Origin of the sequence: Amnibacterium soli, assembly GCF_039544415.1 — a bacterium.
Classification (GTDB): Bacteria; Actinomycetota; Actinomycetes; order Actinomycetales; family Microbacteriaceae; genus Amnibacterium; species Amnibacterium soli.
This window is the reverse complement of sequence record NZ_BAABLP010000001.1, coordinates 583560-607283: the sequence shown is the minus strand read 5'-3', so window position 1 is coordinate 607283 and position 23724 is coordinate 583560. Positions and strand designations below refer to the sequence as shown.

General features: G+C 72.6%; 20 protein-coding genes and 2 pseudogenes. 1 reads left to right on the top strand and 21 read right to left on the bottom strand.

Annotated elements, in window-relative coordinates; translation table 11 throughout:
* Positions 1-2: 2 nt before the first annotated feature.
* From atpD to argS, 21 genes and pseudogenes are all read right to left on the bottom strand, one after another.
* Positions 3-1460, bottom strand: a complete 1458-nt coding sequence (atpD, locus tag ABEA53_RS03015) for a F0F1 ATP synthase subunit beta (protein WP_345479456.1) — start codon at positions 1458-1460, stop codon at positions 3-5.
* Positions 1461-1475: 15 nt separating this feature from the next.
* Complete coding sequence (locus ABEA53_RS03010) at positions 1476-2372, bottom strand: F0F1 ATP synthase subunit gamma (protein ID WP_345479455.1); 897 nt, start codon at positions 2370-2372, stop codon at positions 1476-1478.
* A gap of 3 nt (positions 2373-2375) precedes the next feature.
* Positions 2376-4013 (bottom strand): F0F1 ATP synthase subunit alpha, encoded by a 1638-nt coding sequence (gene atpA / locus ABEA53_RS03005; RefSeq protein ID WP_345479454.1) that lies wholly within the window; start codon positions 4011-4013, stop codon positions 2376-2378.
* Positions 4014-4055: 42 nt separating this feature from the next.
* Positions 4056-4844, bottom strand: a complete 789-nt coding sequence (locus tag ABEA53_RS03000; protein ID WP_345479453.1) for a F0F1 ATP synthase subunit delta — start codon at positions 4842-4844, stop codon at positions 4056-4058.
* Positions 4844-5401, bottom strand: a complete 558-nt coding sequence (locus tag ABEA53_RS02995; RefSeq protein ID WP_345479452.1) for a F0F1 ATP synthase subunit B — start codon at positions 5399-5401, stop codon at positions 4844-4846. The genes ABEA53_RS03000 and ABEA53_RS02995 overlap by 1 nt, the downstream gene beginning before the upstream one ends.
* 31 nt (positions 5402-5432) lie before the next feature.
* Positions 5433-5663 carry an ATP synthase F0 subunit C gene (gene atpE, locus ABEA53_RS02990; RefSeq protein ID WP_345479451.1) on the bottom strand — a complete coding sequence of 77 codons (231 nt, stop codon included), beginning with the start codon at positions 5661-5663 and terminating at the stop codon, positions 5433-5435.
* Positions 5664-5743: 80 nt separating this feature from the next.
* Positions 5744-6568 carry a F0F1 ATP synthase subunit A gene (gene atpB / locus ABEA53_RS02985; RefSeq protein WP_345479450.1) on the bottom strand — a complete coding sequence of 275 codons (825 nt, stop codon included), beginning with the start codon at positions 6566-6568 and terminating at the stop codon, positions 5744-5746.
* A 124-nt stretch (positions 6569-6692) separates the two neighbouring features.
* The gene (locus tag ABEA53_RS02980; RefSeq protein WP_345479449.1) at positions 6693-7121 is read right to left on the bottom strand and encodes a Cg1360 family ATP-synthase-associated protein; all 429 of its coding nucleotides are present in this window, start codon (positions 7119-7121) and stop codon (positions 6693-6695) included.
* On the bottom strand, positions 7118-8356 hold the full coding sequence (locus ABEA53_RS02975; RefSeq protein ID WP_345479447.1) for an MraY family glycosyltransferase: 1239 nt from the start codon (positions 8354-8356) through the stop codon (positions 7118-7120). Before ABEA53_RS02975 ends, ABEA53_RS02980 begins: the two co-directional genes overlap by 4 nt.
* The gene (locus tag ABEA53_RS02970) at positions 8353-9033 is read right to left on the bottom strand and encodes an L-threonylcarbamoyladenylate synthase (RefSeq protein WP_345479446.1); all 681 of its coding nucleotides are present in this window, start codon (positions 9031-9033) and stop codon (positions 8353-8355) included. The genes ABEA53_RS02975 and ABEA53_RS02970 overlap by 4 nt, the downstream gene beginning before the upstream one ends.
* A gap of 72 nt (positions 9034-9105) precedes the next feature.
* Positions 9106-9924, bottom strand: a pseudogene (gene prmC / locus ABEA53_RS02965) (peptide chain release factor N(5)-glutamine methyltransferase); the annotation flags it as partial.
* A gap of 46 nt (positions 9925-9970) precedes the next feature.
* Positions 9971-11055: pseudogene (prfA, locus tag ABEA53_RS02960) on the bottom strand (peptide chain release factor 1).
* The gene (rho, locus tag ABEA53_RS02955; protein ID WP_345479445.1) at positions 11052-13337 is read right to left on the bottom strand and encodes a transcription termination factor Rho; all 2286 of its coding nucleotides are present in this window, start codon (positions 13335-13337) and stop codon (positions 11052-11054) included. The pseudogene prfA and the gene rho overlap by 4 nt, the downstream one beginning before the upstream one ends.
* Before the next feature lie 170 nt (positions 13338-13507).
* Positions 13508-14458 carry a homoserine kinase gene (gene thrB / locus ABEA53_RS02950; RefSeq protein ID WP_345479443.1) on the bottom strand — a complete coding sequence of 317 codons (951 nt, stop codon included), beginning with the start codon at positions 14456-14458 and terminating at the stop codon, positions 13508-13510.
* Positions 14455-15546, bottom strand: coding sequence for a threonine synthase (gene thrC, locus ABEA53_RS02945; RefSeq protein WP_345479442.1), 1092 nt, complete (start codon positions 15544-15546; stop codon positions 14455-14457). Before thrC ends, thrB begins: the two co-directional genes overlap by 4 nt.
* 10 nt (positions 15547-15556) lie before the next feature.
* On the bottom strand, positions 15557-16864 hold the full coding sequence (locus tag ABEA53_RS02940; RefSeq protein WP_345479441.1) for a homoserine dehydrogenase: 1308 nt from the start codon (positions 16862-16864) through the stop codon (positions 15557-15559).
* Positions 16861-18273, bottom strand: a complete 1413-nt coding sequence (gene lysA, locus ABEA53_RS02935) for a diaminopimelate decarboxylase (protein WP_345479440.1) — start codon at positions 18271-18273, stop codon at positions 16861-16863. The genes ABEA53_RS02940 and lysA overlap by 4 nt, the downstream gene beginning before the upstream one ends.
* A 93-nt stretch (positions 18274-18366) precedes the next feature.
* Positions 18367-19749 carry an HNH endonuclease signature motif containing protein gene (locus ABEA53_RS02930; RefSeq protein WP_345479439.1) on the bottom strand — a complete coding sequence of 461 codons (1383 nt, stop codon included), beginning with the start codon at positions 19747-19749 and terminating at the stop codon, positions 18367-18369.
* A 90-nt stretch (positions 19750-19839) separates the two neighbouring features.
* Complete coding sequence (locus ABEA53_RS02925; RefSeq protein ID WP_345479438.1) at positions 19840-20304, bottom strand: SRPBCC family protein; 465 nt, start codon at positions 20302-20304, stop codon at positions 19840-19842.
* Between the two features lie 57 nt (positions 20305-20361).
* Positions 20362-21189, bottom strand: a complete 828-nt coding sequence (locus ABEA53_RS02920; protein WP_345479437.1) for an LmeA family phospholipid-binding protein — start codon at positions 21187-21189, stop codon at positions 20362-20364.
* Positions 21186-22853, bottom strand: a complete 1668-nt coding sequence (gene argS / locus ABEA53_RS02915; protein WP_345479436.1) for an arginine--tRNA ligase — start codon at positions 22851-22853, stop codon at positions 21186-21188. Before argS ends, ABEA53_RS02920 begins: the two co-directional genes overlap by 4 nt.
* 129 nt (positions 22854-22982) lie before the next feature.
* Between argS and ABEA53_RS02910 the strand changes: the two genes are divergently transcribed.
* Entirely contained in the window at positions 22983-23657 is a 675-nt protein-coding gene (locus ABEA53_RS02910) for a hypothetical protein (protein ID WP_345479435.1), read from the top strand.
* The last annotated feature ends 67 nt before the right edge of the window (positions 23658-23724 follow it).

Here is a 23724-nt window from a genome sequence, read left to right as displayed (position 1 = left end):
GATCAGCCGTTCTCCTTCGCGATCTGGGCGGCCTTCTCCTCGACGTCCGAGATCGAGCCGACGTTGAAGAACGCCTGCTCGGGCACGTCGTCGAAGTCGCCCTTGGCGATCGCGTCGAACGACTCGACGGTGTCCTTCAGCGGAACGGTCGAACCCTCCACGCCGGTGAACTTCTTCGCCATGTAGGTGTTCTGCGAGAGGAACTGCTGGATCCGGCGCGCACGCGACACCGTGATCTTGTCCTCCTCCGACAGCTCGTCGACACCGAGGATCGCGATGATCTCCTGCAGCTCCTTGTTCTTCTGGAGGATCTGCTTGACGGTCGTCGCGACGCGGTAGTGGTCCTCGCCCAGGTAGCGGGGGTCGAGGATGCGGCTCGTCGAGGTCAGCGGGTCGACCGCCGGGTACAGGCCGCGCGACGCGATCTCGCGCGACAGCTCGGTGGTCGCGTCGAGGTGCGCGAACGTGGTGGCCGGCGCCGGGTCGGTGTAGTCGTCCGCGGGCACGTAGATCGCCTGCAGCGAGGTGATCGAGTTGCCTCGGGTCGACGTGATGCGCTCCTGGAGGACGCCCATCTCGTCGGCGAGGTTCGGCTGGTAGCCCACCGCGGACGGCATGCGGCCGAGCAGCGTCGACACCTCGGAGCCGGCCTGCGTGAACCGGAAGATGTTGTCGATGAAGAGCAGCACGTCCTGGTTCTGCACGTCGCGGAAGTACTCCGCCATCGTCAGCGCGGACAGGGCCACGCGGAGGCGCGTCCCGGGCGGCTCGTCCATCTGGCCGAAGACGAGGGCCGTCTTGTCGAAGACGCCCGCCTCCTCCATCTCGCCGATGAGGTCGTTGCCCTCGCGGGTGCGCTCGCCGACGCCGGCGAACACGGACACACCGCCGTGGTCGGCCGCGACGCGGTAGATCATCTCCTGGATGAGCACGGTCTTGCCGACGCCGGCACCGCCGAACAGGCCGATCTTGCCGCCCTGCACGTACGGGGTCAGCAGGTCGATGACCTTGATGCCCGTCTCGAACAGCGTGGTCTTCGACTCGAGCTGGTCGAACTGCGGGGCCTTGCGGTGGATCGGCCAGCGCTCGGTGATCTCGAGCTGCTCGCCCGGCTTCAGGTCGAGCGGCTCGCCGATCACGTTGAACACGTGACCCTTGGTGACGTCGCCGACGGGCACCGAGATGGGCGCACCGGTGTCGCGCACCTCCTGGCCGCGGACCATGCCGTCCGTCGGCTTCAGGGCGATGGCGCGCACGACGTCGTCGCCGAGGTGCTGCGCGACCTCGAGGGTGATCTCGGTCGACTCGTCACCGATGACGATCGAGGTCTTGAGGGCGTTGTAGACCTCGGGGATCGCATCGTGCGGGAACTCGATGTCGACGACGGGTCCGGTCACGCGGGACACGCGACCCACGCCGGGCTCCACCGTCTTCTGCTCTTCCGGAGCGGTGAGCGTCATGGCTTACGTCCTTCCTCAGCTGCCGGACAGCGCGTCCGCGCCGCCGACGATCTCGGAGATCTGCTGCGTGATCTCCTGCTGCCTCGCGTTGTTCGCGAGCCTGGTGTACTCGCGGATCAGCTTGTCCGCGTTGTCGCTTGCGGCCTTCATCGCACGCTGGGTCGCGGCGTGCTTGCTCGCCGCGCTCTCCAGCATCGCGGCGTAGATCCGCGATTCGATGTAGACGGGGAGGAGGGCGTCGAGCACCTCCGAGGAGTCCGGCTCGAACTCGTAGAGCGGCAGGACCTCGTTGCGGTCCGGCTCCTCCACGCCCTCGACGACCTCGAGCGGCAGCAGCCGCAGCATCTCGGGCGTCTGCGTGAGCATCGACACGAAGCGGTTGTAGACGATGTGGATCTCGTCCACGCCGCCCTCGTCGGTGTCCTGCACGAACGCGTCCACGACCGCCTTCGCGATCTCCCGAGCGGTCTCCGCGACCGGGTTGTCCGTCTCGCCGACCCAGTCGCGCACGTACTCGCGACGACGGAACCGGTAGTAGCCGACGGCCTTGCGGCCGACGAGGTACGAGACGACCTCCTTGCCCTCGCCGCGGAGCAGCTCGGCGAGCTCCTCGCTCTTGCGCAGCACGTTCGAGTTGAACGCGCCGGCGAGGCCCCGGTCGGAGGAGAACACGACGATCGCCGCGCGACGCGGGTTCTCCGCCTCCCTGGTGAGGATGTGGTCGACGTTCGAGTAGGTCGCGACCGCCGAGACCGCGCGCGTCACCGCACGGGCGTACGGCAGGCTCGCCGCGACGCGCTGCTGCGCCTTCGCGATCCGCGAGGCGGAGATGAGCTCCATCGCGCGGGTGATCTTCTTCGTCGTCTGCGCGCTCTTGATGCGGGAGCGGTAGACGCGGACCTGAGCCGGCATGCGCTACCGCTTGTTCCGGGTGATCTGCGCCTGCTCGACGTCGTCGCGGTCCGCGGCCTCGAAGCTCTCCTTGCCCACGGAGGCGAGCGGCTTGCCCTCGCCCGTCGTGAACTGCTTCTTGAACTCGTCGATGGACTCGTGCATCGCCGCGACGGTGTCGTCGGAGAGCGCGTTCGTCTCGCGGAGCGTGTCGAGGATCGAGGTGTTGCGCTTCAGGTAGTCGAGCAGCTCGCTCTCGAACCGCAGCACGTCCTCGACCGCGACCTCGTCGAACTTGCCGTTCGTGCCGGCCCAGATCGAGACGACCTGGTTCTCGACGGGGTACGGCGAGTACTGCGGCTGGCGCAGCAGCTCCGTGAGGCGCGCGCCGCGGGCGAGCTGCCGGCGGCTGGCCGCGTCGAGGTCGGACGCGAACATCGCGAACGCCTCGAGCGACCGGTACTGCGCCAGCTCGAGCTTCAGCGTGCCGGAGACCTTCTTGATGCTCTTCACCTGGGCGTCGCCGCCCACGCGGGAGACCGAGATGCCCACGTCGACCGCCGGACGCTGGTTGGCGTTGAACAGGTCGGACTGCAGGAAGATCTGGCCGTCGGTGATCGAGATCACGTTGGTCGGGATGTACGCCGACACGTCGTTCGCCTGGGTCTCGATGATCGGCAGACCGGTCATCGAGCCGCCGCCGAGCTCGTCGGACAGCTTGGCGCAGCGCTCCAGCAGGCGGGAGGGCAGGTAGAACACGTCGCCCGGGTACGCCTCGCGTCCCGGCGGACGGCGCAGGAGGAGGGACACGGCGCGGTAGGCCGCGGCCTGCTTCGACAGGTCGTCGAAGATGATCAGGACGTGCTTGCCGTCGTACATCCAGTGCTGGCCGATGGCCGAGCCGGTGTAGGGCGCCAGGTACTTGAAGCCGGCGGGGTCGGAAGCCGGGGCCGCGACGATCGTCGTGTACTCCATCGCGCCGGCGTCCTCGAGGGCGCCGCGCACGGAGGCGATCGTGGAACCCTTCTGGCCGATCGCGACGTAGATGCAGCGCACCTGCTTCTCGGGGTCGCCCGACTCCCAGTTCGCCCGCTGGTTGATGATCGTGTCGACCGCGATCGCCGTCTTGCCGGTCTGGCGGTCGCCGATGATCAGCTGGCGCTGGCCGCGGCCGATCGGGATCATCGCGTCGATCGCCTTGATGCCGGTCTGCATCGGCTGGTTGACGCTCTTGCGCTGCATGACCCCGGGGGCCTGCAGCTCGAGGGCGCGGCTCTGGGTGGTCTCGACGGCGCCGCGGCCGTCGATCGGCTGGCCGAGCGGGTCGACCACGCGGCCGAGGTAGGCGTCGCCGACGGGGACGGAGAGGACCTCGCCGGTGCGGCGGACCTCCATGCCCTCCTCGATGCCCTGGAACTCGCCGAGCACGATGACGCCGATCTCGTCCTCGTCGAGGTTCAGCGCGAGGCCGCGCGTGCCGTCGGAGAAGACGACGAGCTCGTTCGCCATCACGTTGGGCAGGCCCTCGACGTGCGCGATGCCGTCGGCGGCGTCGATGACGGTGCCGACCTCGCTCGCGGAGGACTTGCCCGGGTCGTAGGCAGCCGCGAAGTCCGCGAGGGCGTCGCGGATCGCGTCTGGGCTGATGCTGAGGTCGGTCATCGGTGATGTCCCTTGATTTCGGTGGTGCTCAAGTGCGTGGGGTCAGCCCGCGAGGCGCAGGCGGAGGTCGTCGAGGCGGGAGCGCACGGTGCCGTCGATCACGTCGTTCCCCACCGTGATCCGGAGGCCGGCGACGAGGTCCGGCTCGATCACCTGGTTGAGGGCGATTTTACGCCCGTAGGCGGTCTCCAGGCGGCGGGCGACGGCATCCGCCTGGGCGGCGCTCAGCGGACGTGCTGTCTGGACGACGGCGACCAGGCGGCCGGTGGCGTCGGCCACGACCTCCTGGGCGCGGTCGAGCGCCTCGGCGGGCTTGCGACCGCGCGGCAGCTGCACGACGTGGCGCACGATCGCGGTGGTCGCGGGGTTCGCGCTCCGCAGCAGCGAGTCGACGAGCCCGAGCCGTGCGGCGACGGGCGAGGCCTGGTTGCCGAGCGCGAGCTCGAGCCGGCCGTCGGAGGTGACCGCGCGGCGGACCGTGAACAGCTCGGCCTCGAGCGAGTCGGCCGACGCCGTGCCGGCGAGGGCCCGGAAGCCGATCTCCTCGATCGCGGCGACGAGGTCCTCCGGCTCGGACCAGCGGCCGCCGGCGAGCACGCCGAGCAGCGTGCGCGCCTGCAGGCCGAGCTGTCCGCCCACCGCGCGCTGCGCGAGCAGCGAGCGCTGGTCGGCCGGGACGCCAGGGTCGACGAGCACGGTCACGAGCTGGCGCGAGGACGCGACGGCGCGGGCCGCGGCGAGCAGCTGCTCGCCGAGGTCCTCGCCCGGGCGCTTCATGGCCGAGAGGGCGTCGACCGCCGCAGCGGTCGACGCGCGCGTGGCGGCGCCCATCAGCGCTTGGCCGCGCCGCCGCCGACCTCGAGGTCGGCGAGGAAGCGGTCGACGTAGGCCGTCGAGTTCTCGTCGTTCTCGAGGTGCTCGCCGACGATGCCGGACGCGAGGCTGATCGCGAGGGCGCCGACGCCGTTGCGGAGGTCCGCCTCGGCCTTGGCGCGGTTCGCCTCGACCTGGGCGTTGCCCGACGCGACGATGCGGTCCGCCTCGGTCTGCGCCTGGCCGCGCGCCTCCGCCAGGATGCGCTTGGCGTCCTCGCGGGCCTGGTCGCGGATCTTGCCGGCCTCGACGCGGGCGTCGGCCAGCTGCGCGTTGTAGCGCTCGAGCGCCTCGTTGGCCTCGCGCTGCGCGGCCTGGGCCTGCTGGATGTTGCCCTCGATCGCGGCGGAGCGCGCGTCGAGGATCTTGTTCATCCGGGGCACGCCGAAGCGCACGACCACGAACAGGATCACAGCGAAGATCACCAGCGACCAGACGAGGTCGTAGACCTCGGGCAGCAGGGGTCCGAGCGGCGAGTTCCCGCCGGAGGTCTCCATCAGGATGACTCCACCCATGACGGCTCCTTTCGAGAAGGTCGCGGGTGGATCAGGCGAAGATGAAGCCGGTGGCGATGCCGATCAGCGCCAGCGCCTCGGTGAACGCGATGCCGATGAACATCTGCGTGGTCAGGCGGCCCTGGAGCTCGGGCTGACGCGAGATGCCCTCGATCGCCTTGCCGACGACGATGCCGACGCCGATGCCGGGGCCGATCGCCGCGAGGCCGTAGCCGACCGTCGCGATGTTGCCGTTCAGGGCGGCGAGCGTGGTGATGTCCACTTGTGGTTTTCCTTTCGTGGGCGTCAGGCGCGTGCAGCACGCGCCCTCAGGGTCGTCCCGGCCGGGAGGCCGGAGGTGTGTCAGTGCTCCTCGGCGAGCGAGAGCTGGAGGTAGACGGCGGTGAGCAGCGTGAAGATGTACGCCTGCAGCGCGGCGACGAACAGCTCGAAGAGCGTGAACGCGAAGCCGAACACGAGCGTGCCGATACCGAACAGCGTGAAGCCGTTCGGGCCCTGCTGGAAGAAGAAGAACCAGGTCGCCGAGAAGAACAGCACCAGCAGCAGGTGGCCGACGAGCATGTTCATCGTGAGCCGCAGGGTCAGCGTGACGGGCCGGAGGATGAAGGTCGAGAAGAACTCGATCGGCGTCACGATGATGTACAGCGGCCACGGCACGCCGGGCGGGAACAGCGAGTTGCGGATGAACGCGCCCGGGTGCTTCTTGAGGCCCGCGTAGATGAACGCGATCCACGAGATGACCGCCATCAGCAGCGGCAGGCCGATGACGCTCGTGCCCGCGATGTTGAGGAACGGGATGACGCTCGTGAGGTTCATGCCGAGCGTCACCAGGAAGATCGTGGTGAGCAGCGGCAGGTAGCGGCGGCCGTCGCGCTCCCCCAGCGTCTCGTACGCGATGGAGTTGCGCACGAAGTTGAAGGGGAACTCGACGATCGACGACCCGCGGGTCGGCACGACCTTGAGGGACCGCGTCGCGACCGCCACGAACAGCACGAGGAGCACCATCACGAGGAGGCGGATCAGCATGATCCGGTTCAGCGCGAAGGGCGTCCCGGCGAACAGGACGATCGGGGGGAAGAACTCGTCGAGGGACGGCGCATGGAAGCCGCCGTCGCCGGCGGCCATGCTGATCTGGGTGAAGGCGTGGTGAAGCAGCGCTCTCTCCATGGTCGTGGGCGCGTCTTCGTGCCTCGCGGTCAGGTGGCCGTGCCCAAGCCTATCGGACGCGGCTGCCGCCCAGGACCGCGGATTCAGGAAGAGAGCAGGGAGACCCGGTATCAGATGCGGCGCGTCAGCGCGTGCCGACGGGGATGCGGGCGCGGCTCACGACGACGGCGTCGACGACGAGCGAGGCGAGCACCGTGGTGACGATGGCCGCGAAGAGCATGCCGGGCACCACCCAGGGCTGGTCGCGCAGCGCGAGCATCGCGACCAGGAAGACGACGAACTTCACGAGCCAGCCCGCCAGCAGCGCCGCGAAGAACGCGTTCGTGCCGAGGCCCTGGAACCGGCCCGCGACGAGCAGGCTGATCGCGGTCACGCCGAGGAAGAGCAGGGCGAACGCCGACCCGACGAGGCCGCTGACGAGCCCGGGCGCACCTGCGACGACGACGCCCACGACGGCGTACACGACCGCGATGACCAGCGCGACGAGCGCGCCGAGCACGAGGGCGCGGCGGAGCACGGCGGCCGCGCTGTCGAAGGGGTGGGTCGTCGTCACGCTGAGCGCTCCTTGGGTGCCGTGGCGGCGCGGTCGAGGGGGTCGAGCACCGCGATCTCGCGGGTGGTCGCGTCCAGCGGCTTGACCTGCACCGCGTACTCGCGGCGCTTGCGGTGGGACAGCGGCGCGAGGGTCGCGACCGCGCAGACCACGAGGCCGGCGCCGATGAAGCTCCACGCGACGGCCTGCTCGGCCACGAAGAACAGCAGCGAGCCGACGGAGATGACCGCCGTCCACGCGTAGAAGATCAGCGTCGCGTGGAGGCGGCTGTGCCCCATGTCGAGCAGGCGGTGGTGCAGGTGCTTGCGGTCCGCGCTGAACGGGCTCTTGCCCGCGCCGATCCGGCGCACGACCGCGAGGCCGAAGTCGAGGATCGGCACGATCAGGATCGCGATCGGCAGCAGCAGCAGGAGGAAGGCGGGCGCGTAGTGCGCACGGAGGTAGCCGCCGTCGGGGTTCGTGAACACCTGGGGGTCCATCGACCCGGTGACGCTGATCGACGCCGTGGCCATCATCAGGCCGACGAGCAGGCTGCCGGCGTCGCCCATGAAGAGCCGGGCGGGGTGCCAGTTCAGCGGCAGGAAGCCGAGGCAGACGCCGCACATCGTCGCGGACAGCAGCGTGCCGAGGCTGAAGTAGCTGGTGGCGCCGCTGACCTGCAGCGCCATGTAGCTGTAGAGGAAGAACGCACCGTTCGCGATGATCGCGATGCCCGCGACGAGCCCGTCCAGGCCGTCGATGAAGTTCATCATGTTCATCACGACGACGACCACGATCAGGGTCAGCGCCAGCGAGGACCACGTCGACGGGATCGTCACGCCGCCGATGGGCAGGTTGTCGATCTGGAGGCCGCCGAGCCAGGCGAGCAGCCCGGCCGCGATCACCTGGCCGATGAGCTTCGTCGTCCAGTCGAGGTCGAGGAAGTCGTCGAGGACCCCCATCACCACGATCAGCGTCGCGGCGCAGAGGATCGCGACGATTTGCCGCTCGTTGCCGTCGAAGAACACGAGCCGGAAGTACGGCGTGCGCGAGGCGATCAGCCAGGCCACGAGCAGCGCGGACAGCAGGCCGCAGTACATCGCGATGCCGCCGAGCCGGGGCGTCGGACGGGTGTGCACGTCGCGCGCGCGGATCTCCGGGTACAGCTTGTACCGGATGCCGACCCGCCACATCACGACCGACATCAGGAAGCTGACGACGGCGGCCACGAGCGCGACGAGCAGGGTGACGATCACTCGGTCGGCTCCGCCTCGACGACCGCGAAGGCCTCCGGCGCCACGGCCTCGAGCGCCTCCTTGAGGATCACGCCCTCCCGCAGCACCCGGAGCGGGCCGGTGCCGTCCGCGAGCCCGGTCGCGTCGACGATGGTCGACGGCAGCGGCCCGGGCGTCGGGCCGGCGTCGAGGTAGACCTCGATCGAGTCGCCGAGCTGCTCGAGCGCGTCGGCGACGGACTCGGCGGCGGGCTGCCCGGTGCGGTTGGCGGAGCTGACGGCGAGCGGCCCGGTCTCGGCGAGCAGCTCGAGCGCGATGCGGTCGTCCGGCATGCGGAGCGCGACGGTGCCGCCGGTCTCCCCCAGGTCCCAGGCGAGCGTCGTCCGCGCCGGCAGCACGATGGTGAGGCCGCCCGGCCAGAAGGCGTCCGCGAGCTTCGTCACCGCGTCGGGCACGGTCTCGGCCAGCGCGTCGAGCGTGCCGCGGTTGGGCACGAGCACGGGCGGCGGAGCGGTGCGCCCGCGGCCCTTCGCGTCGAGCAGCGCCTGCACCGCGTCGGGCTGGAACGCGTCCGCGGCGATGCCGTACACGGTGTCCGTCGGCACGACGACGAGCTCGCCGCGCGCGATCGCGGCGCGCGCCTCCCGCATCCCCGGCAGCAGCGCGACCGGATCGGCGCAGTCCACCACGGTCGCCATGCCCACGATGGTAGCCGCAGCACCGCGGAGAGCCCGGCAGCGCAGGGCGGCGCTTCCCGCGATCCCGCGCCGTCAGCCGAGGCGCGCGGTGGTGACCCGGTCGCGGCCCGTGAGGTCCGGATGCGTGGCCGCGTCCCGCCACTCGGGACCGAGCAGGCCGCGGACCTCGGCGCCCTGCAGCTCGCCGTGCTCGACCGCGAGCAGGCCGCCGGGCCGGAGCACCCGCAGCGCGACGGCGACGACGGCGCGCATCGGGTCGAGCCCGTCCGGGCCGCCGTAGAGGGCGGCGGGAGGGTCGAAGCGCTGCACCTCGGGGTCGCGGGGCACCATGCCGTCCGGCACGTACGGCGGGTTCGACACGACCACGTCGAACGGGCCGTCCTCCTCCCCCACCGCGTCGGCGAGGTCGCCCTGCACGATGCGGGCGTTGGCGGCGCCGACGTGCTCGCGGTTGCGCTCCGCCCACGCGAACGCCTCCGGGCTGCGCTCGACGGCGAGCACCCGCGCGTCGGGCCGCTCGTGGGCGATCGACAGCGCGATCGCGCCGCTGCCGGTGCCGAGGTCGACGGCGCTGCCGCCCTGCGGCAGACCGAGCAGCGCGTGCTCGACGAGCACCTCCGTCTCGGGCCGGGGCACGAAGACGCCCGGGCCGACGAGCAGCTCGATGCGACGGAAGCCGGCCGTGCCGGTCAGGTGCTGCAGCGGCTCCCGCGCGCCGCGGCGCAGCACCAGGTCCCGGTACCGCTGGGCGACAGGCGCCGGCAGCGCCGAGCCCATCAGCGCGAGGGCCTGCGCCCGCCCGCGGGGCACGCCGAGCACGTGGGCCAGCAGCAGCTCCGCGTCGACGCGGGGATCCTGCACGCCCGCGAGCTGCAGGTGGCCCATCGCCGCGCGCAGCAGCTCGTCGGCACGCCGCGGCGCCGGGGCTGCGGTCATCTCAGGCGTCGGCGAGGGCCCGCAGCCGGGCGGCCTCGTCGGCCTCGATCGCGGACCGCACGATCGGCTCGAGCGCGCCGTCGAGCACCGCGTCGAGGTTGTACGCCTTGTACCCGGTGCGGTGGTCGCTGATCCGGTTCTCGGGGTAGTTGTACGTGCGGATGCGCTCCGAGCGGTCGACCGTGCGGACCTGGCTCCTGCGCGCCGCCGAGGCCTCCGCCTCCGCCGCCTCCTGCTGCGCCGCGAGGATGCGGGCGCGCAGCACGCGCATGCCCGCCTCGCGGTTCTGCAGCTGGCTCTTCTCGTTCTGCATCGACACCACGATCCCGGTCGGGAGGTGATGCGGACCGCGGAGTCCGTGGTGTTCACGCTCTGGCCGCCGGGGCCGGAGGAGCGGAAGACGTCGATCTTCAGGTCGTTCGGATCGATCACCACCTCCTCGGGCTCGTCGACCTCGGGGAACACGAGCACCCCGACGGCGGAGGTGTGGATCCGGCCCTGAGCCTCGGTCTTCGGCACGCGCTGCACGCGGTGCACGCCGCCCTCGTACTTCAGGTGCGCCCACACGCCCTCGGCGGGGTCGTTCGACGTGCCCTTGACCGCGACCTGGACGTCCTTGAAGCCGCCGAGGTCGCTCTCGGTGCGCTCGAGCAGCTCCGTCTTCCAGCGCTTCGACTCCGCGTAGTGCAGGTACATGCGCAGCAGGTCGGCGGCGAACAGCGCCGACTCCTCGCCGCCCTCCCCCGCCTTGATCTCGAGGATCACGTCACGGCCGTCGTCGGGGTCGCGCGGGATCAGCAGGCTGCGGAGGCGATCGGACGCGGCGGTCTCCGCCAGCTCGAGGTCCGGGATCTCCGCGGCGAACGCGGGGTCCTCGGTCGCGAGCTCGCGCGCGGCCGCGAGGTCGTCCCGGTACTGCTTGTACGTCTCCCAGGCGCCGACGATCTGGCCGAGCTCGGCGTACCGCCGGCCGACCCGGCGCGCACGGCCGGCGTCGGCGTGCAGCTCCGGGTCGGCCAGCTGGCGCTCGAGGTCCGCGTGCTCCGCGACGAGCGGCGCGACGGAGTCGAAGCTCTGGTCGGTCACTTCCCGCTCGGCAGCGACTTCTGCATCTGGACGAGGAACTCGACGTTCGTCTGCGTCTCGCGCAGCTTGCTCGTCACCACGTCCAGCGCCTCCTGCGGCGTGTGGCCCGCGATCGCGCGCCGCAGCTGCCAGGTGACCTTGACCTCGTCGGGGCCCATCAGCATCTCCTCGCGGCGGGTGCCGGAGCGGGTGATGTCGATGGCGGGGAAGATGCGCTTGTCGGCGAGGGCGCCGGACAGCACGATCTCCTGGTTCGCCGCGCCGGTGAACTCGGCGAGGATCGCCTCGTCCGCGGGCGAACCCGTCTCCACGTGCGCCGAGGCGAGGATGGTGAGCGATCCGCCGTTCTCGATGTTGCGCGCCGCGCCGAAGAACTGCTTCGCGGGCAGCAGGGCCGCCGCGTCGATGCCCGCCGCGACCTGGCGGCCGGACTGGTGGCCCGTCTGGTTGAACGCGCGGGCGAGGCGGGTGATCGAGTCGAGCAGGATCACGACGTCGTAGCCCAGCTCGACGAGGCGCTTCGCGCGCTCGACGGCGAGGTCGGCGACCGTGGTCTGGTCCTCGGCGGGGCGGTCGAAGGTGGAGGCGATGACCTCGCCCTTCACCGTGCGCTGCATCTCGGTGACGTCCTCGGGGCGCTCGTCGACGAGCACGACCATGAGGTGGACCTCGGGGTTGTTCTTCGTGATCGCGTTCGCGACGGCCTGCAGCAGCAGCGTGGTGCCGGAGCGGGGCGGCGCGACGAGCAGGCCGCGCTGGCCCTTGCCGAGCGGCGCGACGAGGTCGAGGACCCGCGTGGTGACCTTGCCCGCCTCGGTCTCGAGGCGCAGGCGCTCGGCCGGGTACAGCGGGGTGAGGTGCTCGAACTCGAGGCGACCCTCCGCCTCCGCGACGGGCAGGCCGTTGATGGAGTCGACCTTGACGAGCGCGTTGTACTTCTGGCGGCTCGGCTGCTCGGTCTCGGGGATCTGGCGGATCGCGCCGACCACCGCGTCGCCGCGGCGCAGGTGGTACTTCTTCACCTGGCCGAGGGAGACGTACACGTCGTTGGTGCCGGCGAGGTAGCCGGAGGTGCGCACGAAGGCGTAGTTGTCGAGCACGTCGAGGATGCCCGCGATCGGGATCAGGACGTCGTCATCGCGGATCTCGGGCTCGTCCCAGTCGGTGCCCTGGCCGCGGCGCTTGCGGTCGCGGTAGCGACCGCGGCGGCCCTCGCCGTCCTGCGCCTGCTCGTTCTGCGCCTGACCGTTCTGCGCGCCCTGGCCGTTCTGCGCGCCCTGGCCGTTCTGGTTGCCCTGGCCGTTCTGACCGTTCTGGGCCTGGCGCTGCGGGTTCTGCTCGCCCTTGGCTGGCGCGTCGGCCTTCGCCTGCTGCGCCTCGTCCTTCGGCTGCTGCTCCGTCTTCGGCGCCTGCTCGTCGGCCTTCGGCTGCTCGCCGCCCTGCTGCGCGCGCTCGCCGGAGGCGTCGCGCCCGCGGCCGCGACCGCGACCGCGGCCACGACGGCCGCCGGTGCGCTCGCCCTCGGCGGGCTGCTCCTCCGCGTCGGCCGGGGCTGCGCCCTCGGCCTGCTCGCTGCGCTGCAGCGCCTCGAGGTCCTCGGCGATGCCCGTGAGGCCCGCGTTCACGTGCGCGACGGCCGACTTCGGCTCGTTCGTCCCGGTCGACTCGGCGACGGCGTCGGGGATCTCGGCCCCGCCCTCGGCTGGGCCCACGCCGGCCGGTTCCGACGCGTCGCGAAGCGACGTGGCGGCCGTGCCGGTGGGGACGTCGACGCGGACCGTCGTCGCCTGCTCGGTGCTCGGCTCGGCCTGCGCGACGCCCGAGGCGGGCTGCTGCGCGGGCTCGGCGGCCTCGGCCTGCGCGGCCTCCGGCTCGCTGATCTCGACGGGCTCGACGACCTCGGGGGCCGCCTCGGCGCTCGGCTGCGCGTCGTCGGCGGCGGGCTGCTCGGCGCCGCCCTCGGCCTCGTCGACGGCGTCCTCGGCCGGGGTCACGGCCTCCGGCTCGGCCTGCGGCTCGACCGCGGCCTGCTCGTCCTGCTGCTCCCCCGCGGGCTGCTCAGGCGCCGTCGCCTGCTCGCCCTCGCGGAGATCCGTGTCGGATTCGTACTGGTCATCGATGGCGTCCACGAGACTGCCCTTTCGCATGGTGGAGGTGTTCCCGATGCCGAGGGACACGGCGAGCCTCCGCAGCTCGTCGACACCCATGGCGATGAGGCGGGTGCGGGAGAGGCGCGGCACAGGGGTGCCTGCGGCTCGAGGCCGGGGTTCGACGTCGGTCACGATCGGGATGATGGGGTCCTCGGGCCCCGAGGAGGCTGACGGGTCTTTCCCGCGCCCCCGGTGTTCAGCACGGCGTCCGACGGGACGCCGCCCGGCTCGCGGTGGAACCGCGTCTCCGGGAAGGCAGCTCCGGCCTCAGATCCGGCCGGGAGGCGTGTCCGGGCCCGCCGTCAGGAGTGGGCGCGCTCGGATGCCTGCTGGAGCCCGAGCGTAGCACCTTTGATGTCGACGGCAGGAAGGAGGGCGGTCCACCGCTGGGCGGCGCTGGAGGTGACCAGCTCCGCCGCCGCGAGGCGCTGCGAGGGGTCGCTCGCGAGCACCAGGATGGACGGTCCCGCGCCCGAGACGACGGCCGCGTGGCCCGCCTCCCGCAGCAGCGTGATCATGCGGTCGGTCTCCGGCATGGCGCTCGCGCGGTACGACTGGTGCAGCCGGTCCTCGGTCGCCGTGCTCAGCAGCTCGGGCGACTGGATCAGCGCGGCGATGAGCAGCGTGGAGCGGGAGACGTTGAAGATCGCGTCCGCGTGGGGCACGCTCGCGGGCTGCAGGCTCCGCGCCAGCGCGGTCGACATGGTCTGCTCGGGCACGAGCAGCAGCGGCGAGACGCTGCGGTGCGGCAGGAGGCGCTTGTGCTGCGGCCCGTTCGGCCCGGTCCACGCGATGGTGAGGCCGCCGAAGAGCGCCGGCGCGACGTTGTCGGGGTGCCCCTCCATCGACGTGGCGATGTCGAGCAGCCGGTCCCCGTCGAGGTCGACGATGCCGTCGAGCAGGCCCTTCGCCGCGACGATGCCGGACACGACCGCAGCGCCGGAGGAGCCGAGCCCGCGGCCGTGCGGGATGGTGTTGCGCGCGACGAGGTCGAGCCCGGGCGCCTCCTCCCCCACCTCCTCGAAGACGCGGAGGATGGCGCGGGCGACCAGGTTGGTCTCGTCGGTCGGCACCTCGCCGGCGCCGACCCCGTGCACGTCGACGCGGACGCCGGGCACGTCGGAGGCGGTGACGGTGAGCACGTCGTAGACGCTCAGCGCCAGCCCGAGGGTGTCGAAGCCGGGACCGAGGTTGGCGGTGGTCGCCGGGACCTCCACGACGACCGAGCGCCCGGCGGGGACGCGGGTGGTCACCCTGCGAGGCCCAGGGTGCTCGCGACCGCGGCGGCGTCGACCGGCACGATCGTCGGCTTCGCCTCCTCGCCGCCGGGGCCCTTGAGCGCCCACTGCGGGTCCTTGAGGCCGTGGCCGGTGACGGTCAGCACGCAGGTCGCGCCGGCCGGGATCTCGCCCGCGTCGGCGCGCTCGAGCAGACCGGCGACGCTGATCGCGCTGGCGGGCTCGACGAAGATGCCGACCTCGGCGGACAGGATGCGGTGCGCGGCGAGGATGCCGGCGTCGTCGATGGCGCCGAAGTAGCCGTCGCTGTCCTCGCGGGCCGCGATGGCGAGCTGCCACGAGGCGGGGTTCCCGATCCGGATCGCGGAGGCGATGGTCTCGGGGTGCCGCACGACGTGGCCCTCGACGATCGGCGCGGAGCCGGCGGCCTGGAAGCCGAACATGCGGGGCAGCTTCGTGGTCGCGCCGCGGTCCACCTCCTCGCGGTAGCCGCGGTGGTAGGCCGTGTAGTTGCCGGCGTTGCCGACGGGCACGAAGTGGAAGTCGGGGGCGTCGCGCAGGACCTCGACGACCTCGAAGGCCGCCGTCTTCTGCCCCTCGATGCGGTCGTTGTTCACCGAGTTGACGAGGTGCACCGGGTACTTCGCGGCGAGCTCGCGCGCGAGGTCGAGGCAGTCGTCGAAGTTGCCCTGCACCTGCAGCAGCTGCGCGTCGTGGGCGATCGCCTGCGACAGCTTGCCCATCGCGATCTTGCCCTCGGGCACCAGCACCGCCGCGGTGATGCCCGCGTGCGTCGCGTAGGCCGCCGCGGAGGCGGAGGTGTTGCCGGTCGAGGCGCAGATGACGGCCTTCGCGCCGTGCTCGACCGCCTTCGAGATCGCCATGGTCATGCCGCGGTCCTTGAAGGAGCCCGTCGGGTTCATGCCCTCGAACTTCACGAACACCCGCGCGCCCGTGCGGGCCGACAGGGCGGGCGCCTCGATGAGCGGCGTGCCGCCCTCACCGAGGGTGACGATCGGCGTCGCGTCCGTGACGTCGAGCCGGTCGGCGTACTCGCGGAGCACTCCGCGCCACTGATGCGCCGTGCGCACTTCCACCGTCATGAGCCGTCCTCTACTCGCCCTCGATGCGGAGCACGCCCGCCACGGCCTCGACCTCGGGCGCTGCGCCCAGCGCCGTCACGACGGCCGCCAGCGACGCCTCCGGCGCGCGATGCGTGCCGATCACGAGGGTAGCGGTGCCGCCGTCGTCGGCACTCGACTGCTGCGCCGTCTCGATGGAGACGCCGCGCCCGGCGACGATGCCGGCGAGCCGCGCGAGCACGCCCGGCTCGTCCCGCACCGTCAACGAGATCTGGTACCGGCTGGTGACGACGCCCGGGTCGAGCACCGGCAGGCCGGACGACGGCGGGGCCGCGAGGCCGGGGCCGCCGATGACGTGGCGCCGCGCGGCGGACACCAGGTCGCCGAGCACCGCGGAGGCGGTCTCGGGGCCGCCCGCGCCCGCGCCGTAGAACATGAGGTCGCCGGCGGACTCCGCCTCGACGAACACCGCGTTGTTCGCGGCCCGCACCGAGGCGAGCGGGTGGCGGCGCGGCAGCAGCGCGGGGTGCACGCGCGCGCTGACCCCCTCCGTGCCGTCCGGGCCGGTGAGCCGCTCGCAGATGGCCAGCAGCTTGACGACGTGGCCGGTCTCGCGGGCGCCGCGCACCTGCTCGGGCGTGATGCGCTCGATGCCCTCGACCGGCACCGCGTCGAGCGGCACGCGGGTGTGGAAGGCGAGGCCGGCGAGGATCGCGGCCTTGTGCGCCGCGTCGGTGCCGCTCACGTCGCCGGACGGGTCCGCCTCCGCGTAGCCGCGGCGGGTCGCCTCCGCCAGCGCCTCCTCGAACGTGTCGTCGTGCTCGTCCATGCGGTCGAGCACGAAGTTCGTCGTGCCGTTGACGATGCCGAGGATGCGGCGCACGTCGTCGCCCGCGAGGCTGTCGCGCAGCGGCCGGATGATCGGGATCGCGCCGCCCACGGCGGCCTCGTAGTTCAGCTGGGCGCCGACGCGCTCGGCGGCGGTGAACAGCTCGGAGCCGTGGGTCGCGAGCAGGGCCTTGTTGCCGGTGACGACGTCGGCGCCGCTCTCGAGGGCGAGCAGCACGAGCTCGCGGGCGCGCTCGACGCCGCCGATCAGCTCGACGACGATGTGCGCGCCGAGCACGAGGCTCTCCGCGTCGGTGGTCAGCAGCTCCTTCGGCAGGGCCGGGGTGCGCTGCGCCTCGAGGTCGCGGACGGCGACGCCGGCGAGCACGAGCGGGGCGCCGACGCGCGCCTCGAGCTCGCCCGCGCGGGTCAGCAGCTGGTGGGCGACCTCGGCGCCGACCGTGCCCGCGCCGAGCACGGCGACCCGGATCGGCTGCGCGCCCGGGGTCATCGGCCGCCCTCGTTCCGGGTGAGGCCCGCGTCGCGGGAGAACAGGTCGGCGAGGGTCTCTCGGGCGATCAGCACGCGGTCCTTGCCCTCGTTCACGGCCACCACGGGCGGCCTGGTGAGCAGGTTGTAGTTGTTGGCGAGGCTGTGGTGGTACGCCCCGGTCGCCGGCACGGCCAGCAGGTCGCCGCGGCCCGCGTCGCCGGGCAGCCAGTCGGCCTGCACCACGACGTCGCCGGACTCGCAGTGCTTGCCGACGACGCGCACGAGCACCGGGTCGACCCCGGAGGTGCGGTTCGCGAGCCGCACCTCGTACTCGGCGCCGTAGAGCGCGGTGCGGAGGTTGTCGCTCATGCCGCCGTCGACGGAGACGTAGCGCCGGGTCGCGGCGCCCTCCTCCGTCTGCAGCTCGACGTCCTTCGTCGTGCCCGCCGTGTAGACGGTGACGCCGGCCGGGCCGACGATCCAGCGGCCGGGCTCGATCGCCAGGTCGGGCATCGGGATGCCGAGCGCCGCGCAGGTCGCCGCGACGGTGCCGACGACGCCGGCGGCGAGGGCGTCGATGTCGACCGCCTCGTCGCTGCCCGTGTAGGCGATGCCGAAGCCGCCGCCGAGGTTGAGCTCGGGCACCGGGCCGCCCTCGAGCAGGTCGCGGTGCACGGCGAGCAGGCGCCGCGCGGCCTCCTCGAACCCGCCGACGGCCGAGATCTGGGACCCGATGTGGCTGTGCAGCCCCAGCAGGCGCAGCTCGGGCCGGGCGCGGATCGCGGCGACGATCGCGGGCACCTGGGCGAGCGCGACGCCGAACTTCTGGTCCTCGCGGGCGGTGGCGAGGTACTCGTGGGTGGAGGCGTGCACGCCGCTGTTCACCCGGAGGCGGACGGCCTGCCGTCGGTGCGCGCGGCGGGCGGTGTCGGCGACGCGGTCGACCTCCTCCGCGGAGTCGAGCACGATCGAGCCGACACCGGCCTCGACGGCGGTGCGCAGCTCGGCGTCGGACTTGTCGTTGCCGTGGAACCCGAGCATCTCGGGGTGCACGCCGGCTGCGAGGGCCAGCGCGAGCTCGCCCCCGGTCGCGACGTCGAGCCGCAGGCCCTCCTCGTGCATCCAGCGGGCAACGTCGGCGGAGAGGAACGCCTTCGCGGCGTAGTAGGCGTGCGTCTGCGCGCCGTGCGGGGCGGCCGCGCTGAGGAAGGCGGCGAGCACGCGGCGGGCGCGGTGCCGCACCTCCTGCTCGTCGAGCACGTAGAGCGGGGTGCCGTGGCGCTCGGCCAGCGCGGCGAGGGCGACGCCGCCGACCTCGATGCGGCCGGAGTCGTCGCGGCGCGTGCCTGCGGGCCAGACGTGCGGGTGCAGCGCCTGCGGGTCGCCATCGGCGAGCCGTGCGGGCGCGAGTGGGTTCGGCGTGGTCACGGGTGGCTCTCGTCGTTCGAACGGTGTGGAGCGAGCGGACCCGGCGTGGTCCCTGAAGCCGCTCAGGATTGTATCGGGACGCCGGACACCGGTTCAGGCGCTGAGGTCGAGGGGCGGCACCCGGCCGCCGGGACGTCGACGACCGGTCGAGTCGACCCACGGCGGCGGCGTCCACCACCACCGCTCGCCCTCGCGCCGGGCCTGCCAGCCGTGCTCGTCGAGCAGGAGGTGGCAGCGCCAGCACAGGAGCAGCCCGTTGTCGACGGAGGTGGGACCCCAGCCGGCCGGCTTCAGGTGAGCGGCGTCGCACCACGCGAGCGGCGCGTCGCAGGACGGCCCCTCGCACCCACCGGCTCGGACGGCCATCGCCCGCCGCTGCGCCTCGGAGAAGAACCGGCGTCCGGTCCCGAGGTCCAGCGGCTGCGACTTCCCGCCGAGCACGACCGGGACGATCTCCGCTTCGGCGGCGAGCATGCGAGCGGTGGAGGCGGCGATCGTGTCCATGCAGCCCGGGAGGCCGGCGACGCCGAGCCCGGTCCGCAACGCCTCCTCGGTCATGGTCACGACGAGGGTCACCGCGGTGCCCGCCTGCTGGCCGTCGTCGCTCTTCAGCGCCCGCTTGGCGACCAGTCGCACCCCGTCGACCCGGCGCCGGTTCAGCGGGCGCCGGTCCTGATCCGCGACGGGGTCGGGCAGTGCATCGGAGTCGACGATCGCGAAGCGGCGGATCGAGGTGTTCGCGTCGAGAGCGGTCTCGAAGAAGCCGTTCGTCAGCGGGTCCAGGTCGAGGATCCAGCGGGTGAGCCCGTTGTCGAGCTTCCGCTTCGACACGGACGCCGCGGCGGCGAGCTCTTCGTCGCGCGAGTCCTGCCCCTCCGGGTGCGCGGAGGAGGGCACCTGCCGGAGGAAGGCGAGCAGCTCATCCGCGGTGCACCCCTCCTGCGCGCGGTCCACGAGCTGCCGCTCGAGCTCGTCCACCTCGTACGGAGTGAGCCCGGGCTCGGACTTGCGCAGTGCTCGCACCATCGCCGACGCCACGGTCAGATCGAGTCGCCCGTGCGCGAGCGCGTCGGCGATGCACGCCCGCTTCGCCGGCAGCGGCTCGCCGCTCAGCCCCTCCTGCGCCCGCACCGCGGCAGCGAGACGGACGACCGAACCCGCTTCCTCCCGTGCGACCCCGGCGACCTGCGCGAGGAGATCGCCCGCGTTCGTCGCACCCATCCGCTTCGACAGCGAGGACTCGTCCGACACCTCGCTGCGACGGGCGATCTCCCCCGCGAGCTTGACCCGCTCCGGCTCCGCCAGCCGGATCAACCGCGTCACCGACGCGGTCGCCTCCAGCAGCTCCTGATCCGACGCCAGCCGCACCGGCCCGTCGGAGGACCCCTCGTCGAACCGGCCGCTCACGGAGGTGCGACTGAACAGCGAGGCGTAGGCCTCCGCCTGCTCGACGACCTTTGCCGCACTCCGGTTCATGCCCGTATCCGAGCACGGGCCACCGACACTCAGTACAAATCTGGACCAGGTGTTCTCCGCTCAGCGGAACGGCGCGCCTCGGTGCACCCCTCATGGACGGATGCGGTCGAGATGGACAGCCGACACGCCCTCGTTCCACCGCTCCGGGGCGTGCCCGCGCTCGTCGTCCTCAGCGTGAGCGGCCAGGTTCGCGAGGTGGAACCGCCAGCCCTCGAGATGCTCGCCGAGGAGCCGAGCACCGACGCCGAGCGCGGCGAAGCCGGTCTCGTGCAGGCGCACCACCGTGCCGTCGGGAGCGGGAGCGAGCGAGAAGACGACCCGCAGCGGCGCCTCCCACTCGGGCTGCTGCCACGCGAAGGCGAGGCGGACTCCGGGGCTGCTCTCGAGCACGACCCCCGTCGCGATGCGGACCTGCCCGTCCTCGGTCCACTCCTCGCGGAGGGCCGCGCCCGGCTCGGCGTCGAAGCGCATGCCGGGCCACCACTGCTCACGGCGCTCCGTGAGCGACCGCCAGAGCGCGGCGGGCTGCGCCCTGGCGGTCGCAGTCAGCGTCAACGCATCGCCAGACCCTGGACCGGAGACGTCGGCGTCCTCGTCGCGCATCTCGATGCGTCAGCCGCAGGAGCCCGTCGGCGCCGATTCGAGCGTGTTCAGGTCGACGCCGTTCGCGACGAGGCCGACGACCGCCTCCCCCGTCCGCACGCGGACCGAGGTGACGTCGATGCCGCGCGGCAGGTAGCTCGCCGCGCACACGGAGACGCCGTTCGGCAGCAGCTGCTGCACGATCGCGGTCGCCGGGATCGTGGCCGGGCCGGCCGTGAGCGTCGCGGAGGTCGGGCGCAGGTGCACCGTCTGCCCGGACAGCGACGGTTTCAGGCGCACGCCGACCTTCACGTCGAGCCCCAGGACCTTGCGGGTGAGCGTCGTGGCGACGCTGTCGTTCCCGAGCGTCGGGGCGGTCGCCCCCGCGTTCCGCAGGGCCGGCACGTCCTTGAACGCCGCCTGGCCGATGACGAAGGAGGCGGTCGCCCGGTCCACGGTGCCGCCCTTCACGGGCAGCCCGGCGACGTGCACGACCGCGCTGGCGGGCGCACCGGCCACTCGGAGGGACTGCGAGGTGAGGGTGACGTCGTCGAACGAGCCGTGCAGGTACTGCAGCAGCGCGGACGAGCCGCCGATCTTCGCCGTGACCTTCCCCGTCACGCCGTCGGGGAGGCTCTGCGAGACGGTCTGCTCGATCTGCGCCTCCGCGGTGCTGCGGAACACGCGGTCGCCGATGACGAACGCAATCACCGCGAGGACCGCGAGCACGACCAGGACGATGAGCGTGATCAGCAGCGCACGTCGCCCCCGGCGCCTGCGCCGCACCGTGCGCTGCACGGGGATCGGCAGCGTCGGGTCGGCGCGGGCGCCGAGCGGAGGTCGCGCTCCGTCGGTCACATGCGCTCCGGCGCCGTCACCCCGAGCAGGTCGAGCCCGTTGCGCAGCACCTGCCCGACGGCCTCGTTCAGCACGAGGCGGGTGCGGTGCACGTCCTCCACCGGCTCCCCCGCCACCGGGATGACCCGGCAGTTGTCGTACCAGCGGTGGTAGGCGCCGGCGAGCTGCTCCAGGTAGCGGGCGACGCGGTGCGGCTCGCGGAGGGTGGCGGCGCGCTCGACGGTGCGCGGGAACTGCTCCAGCTCGCCGAGCAGGTCCGACTCCGTCGGGTGCGTCAGCAGGGCGGGGTCGAACGCATCGCCCCCGTCGTGCTGCCGGGTCACCTCCGCGATCACCGCGTTCCGCGCCACGGACCGCGTGCGGGCGTGGGCGTACTGCACGTAGAAGACCGGGTTGTCGTTCGTGCGGCGGCGCAGCTGCTCGCCGTCGAGGTCGAGCGGGGTGTCCGCGGGGTACCGGGCCAGCCAGTAGCGCAAGGAGTCGGAGCCGAGCCAGTCGAGCAGGTCGACGAGCTCGACGATGTTGCCCGCGCGCTTCGACAGCCGCGCGCCGTTCACCTTGACGGTCTGCCCGATGAGCACGGTCACGGAGTCGGGGTCGTCGCCCGCCGCACCGGCGAGCGCCTTCAGCCGGCCGATGTAGCCGTGGTGGTCGGCGCCGAGCAGGTACACCTTCTCGTCGTACCCGCGGTCGCGCTTGTCCAGGTAGTAGGCGGCGTCGGCGGCGAAGTACGTCGTCTCGCCGTTGCCGCGGATCAGCACGCGGTCCTTGTCGTCGCCGAACTCGCTGGTGCGCAGCCACAGCGCGCCGTCCGCCTCGAACACGCGGCCCTGCGCGCGCAGGCGCTCCACGGCGACCTCGATCGCGGAGGGGCCGTCGGAGTCGTCGTGCAGCGAGCGCTCGCTGAACCACACGTCGAAGTGCACGTTGAAGTCGGCGAGGGAGCGCTTGATCTCCTCGAGCTGCCGCTTGTAGCCGAAGTCGCGCGCGAGGGCGAGCGCGGCCGCGTCGGCCAGGTCGAGCACTTCGGGGTCCTCGGCGAGCAGCGCCTTCGCCAGGTCGCTGATGTACTCCCCCGGGTAGCCGCCCTCGGGCGTCGGCAGCCCGCGGGCCGCCGCGAGCACGCTTGCGCCGAAGTGGTCCATCTGGCTGCCCGCGTCGTTGATGTAGTACTCGTCGACGACCTCGGCACCGGAGGCGCGCAGCACGCGGGAGATCGCGTCGCCGAGCGCCGCCCAGCGCGTGTGGGCGAGGTGGAGGGGGCCGGTCGGGTTCGCCGAGACGAACTCCATGTTCACCGAGCGGCCGGCGAGCATCTCGGAGCGGCCGAACGCCTCCCCCTCCTGCACGATGCGGGCGGCGAGCGCGCCGGCGCTGGCGGCCTCGAGCGTGATGTTGATGAAGCCGGGCCCGGCCACCGCGACGGCGGCGACGCCGGGCAGCGCGCCGAGGTCGGTCGCGAGCTGCTGCGCCAGGTCGCGCGGCGGCACGCCGATGCGCTTGCCCACCCGCATCGCGACGGTGCTGGCCCAGTCGCCGTGCTCGCGGGATCGGGGGCGCTCGAGCAGCAGGTCGGCGTCGGAAAGGGTCAGGTCGGCACCGCGTCGAGCGGCGGCCGACCGCACGAGATCGCCCACGGCGACCTGGAGCTCGGCCGGAGTCATGGTCGTCGAGCCTACCGGCGGCCGACACGCCGGATCCGCCGCGCCGACGCGCCGCACGGCCCGCGGCGGGGCGCGTTGCTAGCGTTCGGATGCCACCCGGACGGGGGACGTGGCGCTACGGGAGGACTCATGTCGACGATCCGTCGCGCAGGCGCAGCCGTCGCTGCACTGCTCGCACTGACCGCCCTCGCGGGCTGCACCTCGAACCCCGTCGCTGCACGGCCGACGAGCGCTGCGCCGACCGCGGCCGCCTCCACTCCGGCGCCGACGCCCACCACGCCTCCCCCGACCCAGGTCGCCGCGGACGCGACGCCGGTGTCGATCAAGTGCCGCACCCTGGTGCCGACCGCCGTGGTGAAGGCGCTGAACCCGGACTTCACGGTCGTGCGCGGCTGGCAGCCGGAGGACAGCGACCCGTCGCACCGCCTCGCGGACCTGAACGGCACGACCTGCCGGTGGACGACCCCCGCGGGCGACGTGCTCGAGGTGTCGGTGGCCAAGCCGTCGGTCGGAGACGGCACGTCGCTGAAGAACGACCTGGTGCTGCGCAGCCAGTCCGTGCCGACGTTCGGCGGCGAGGCCTACTTCCAGGTCGTCGACCACGTCGGGCAGGCGGACGTGTTCCGCGGCCGCACGTGGGTGTTCCTGCGCTCGAACAAGTTCTTCGAGCCGGGCGACGCCTCCGCGGTCGTCGCCGCGGCGCTGAAGTCGCTCGGGTACGGCCCGAAGCCGACCGCGACGCCCACGCCGACACCGACCGCGCCGGTGACGCCCGGCGCCACCCCGGCCCCCACTGCGGGCTGAGTCAGCCCAGTCGCACCAGCGCGGTGACGTCGTCCGCGGGCAGGTCGTCGACGACCGCGGTCACGAG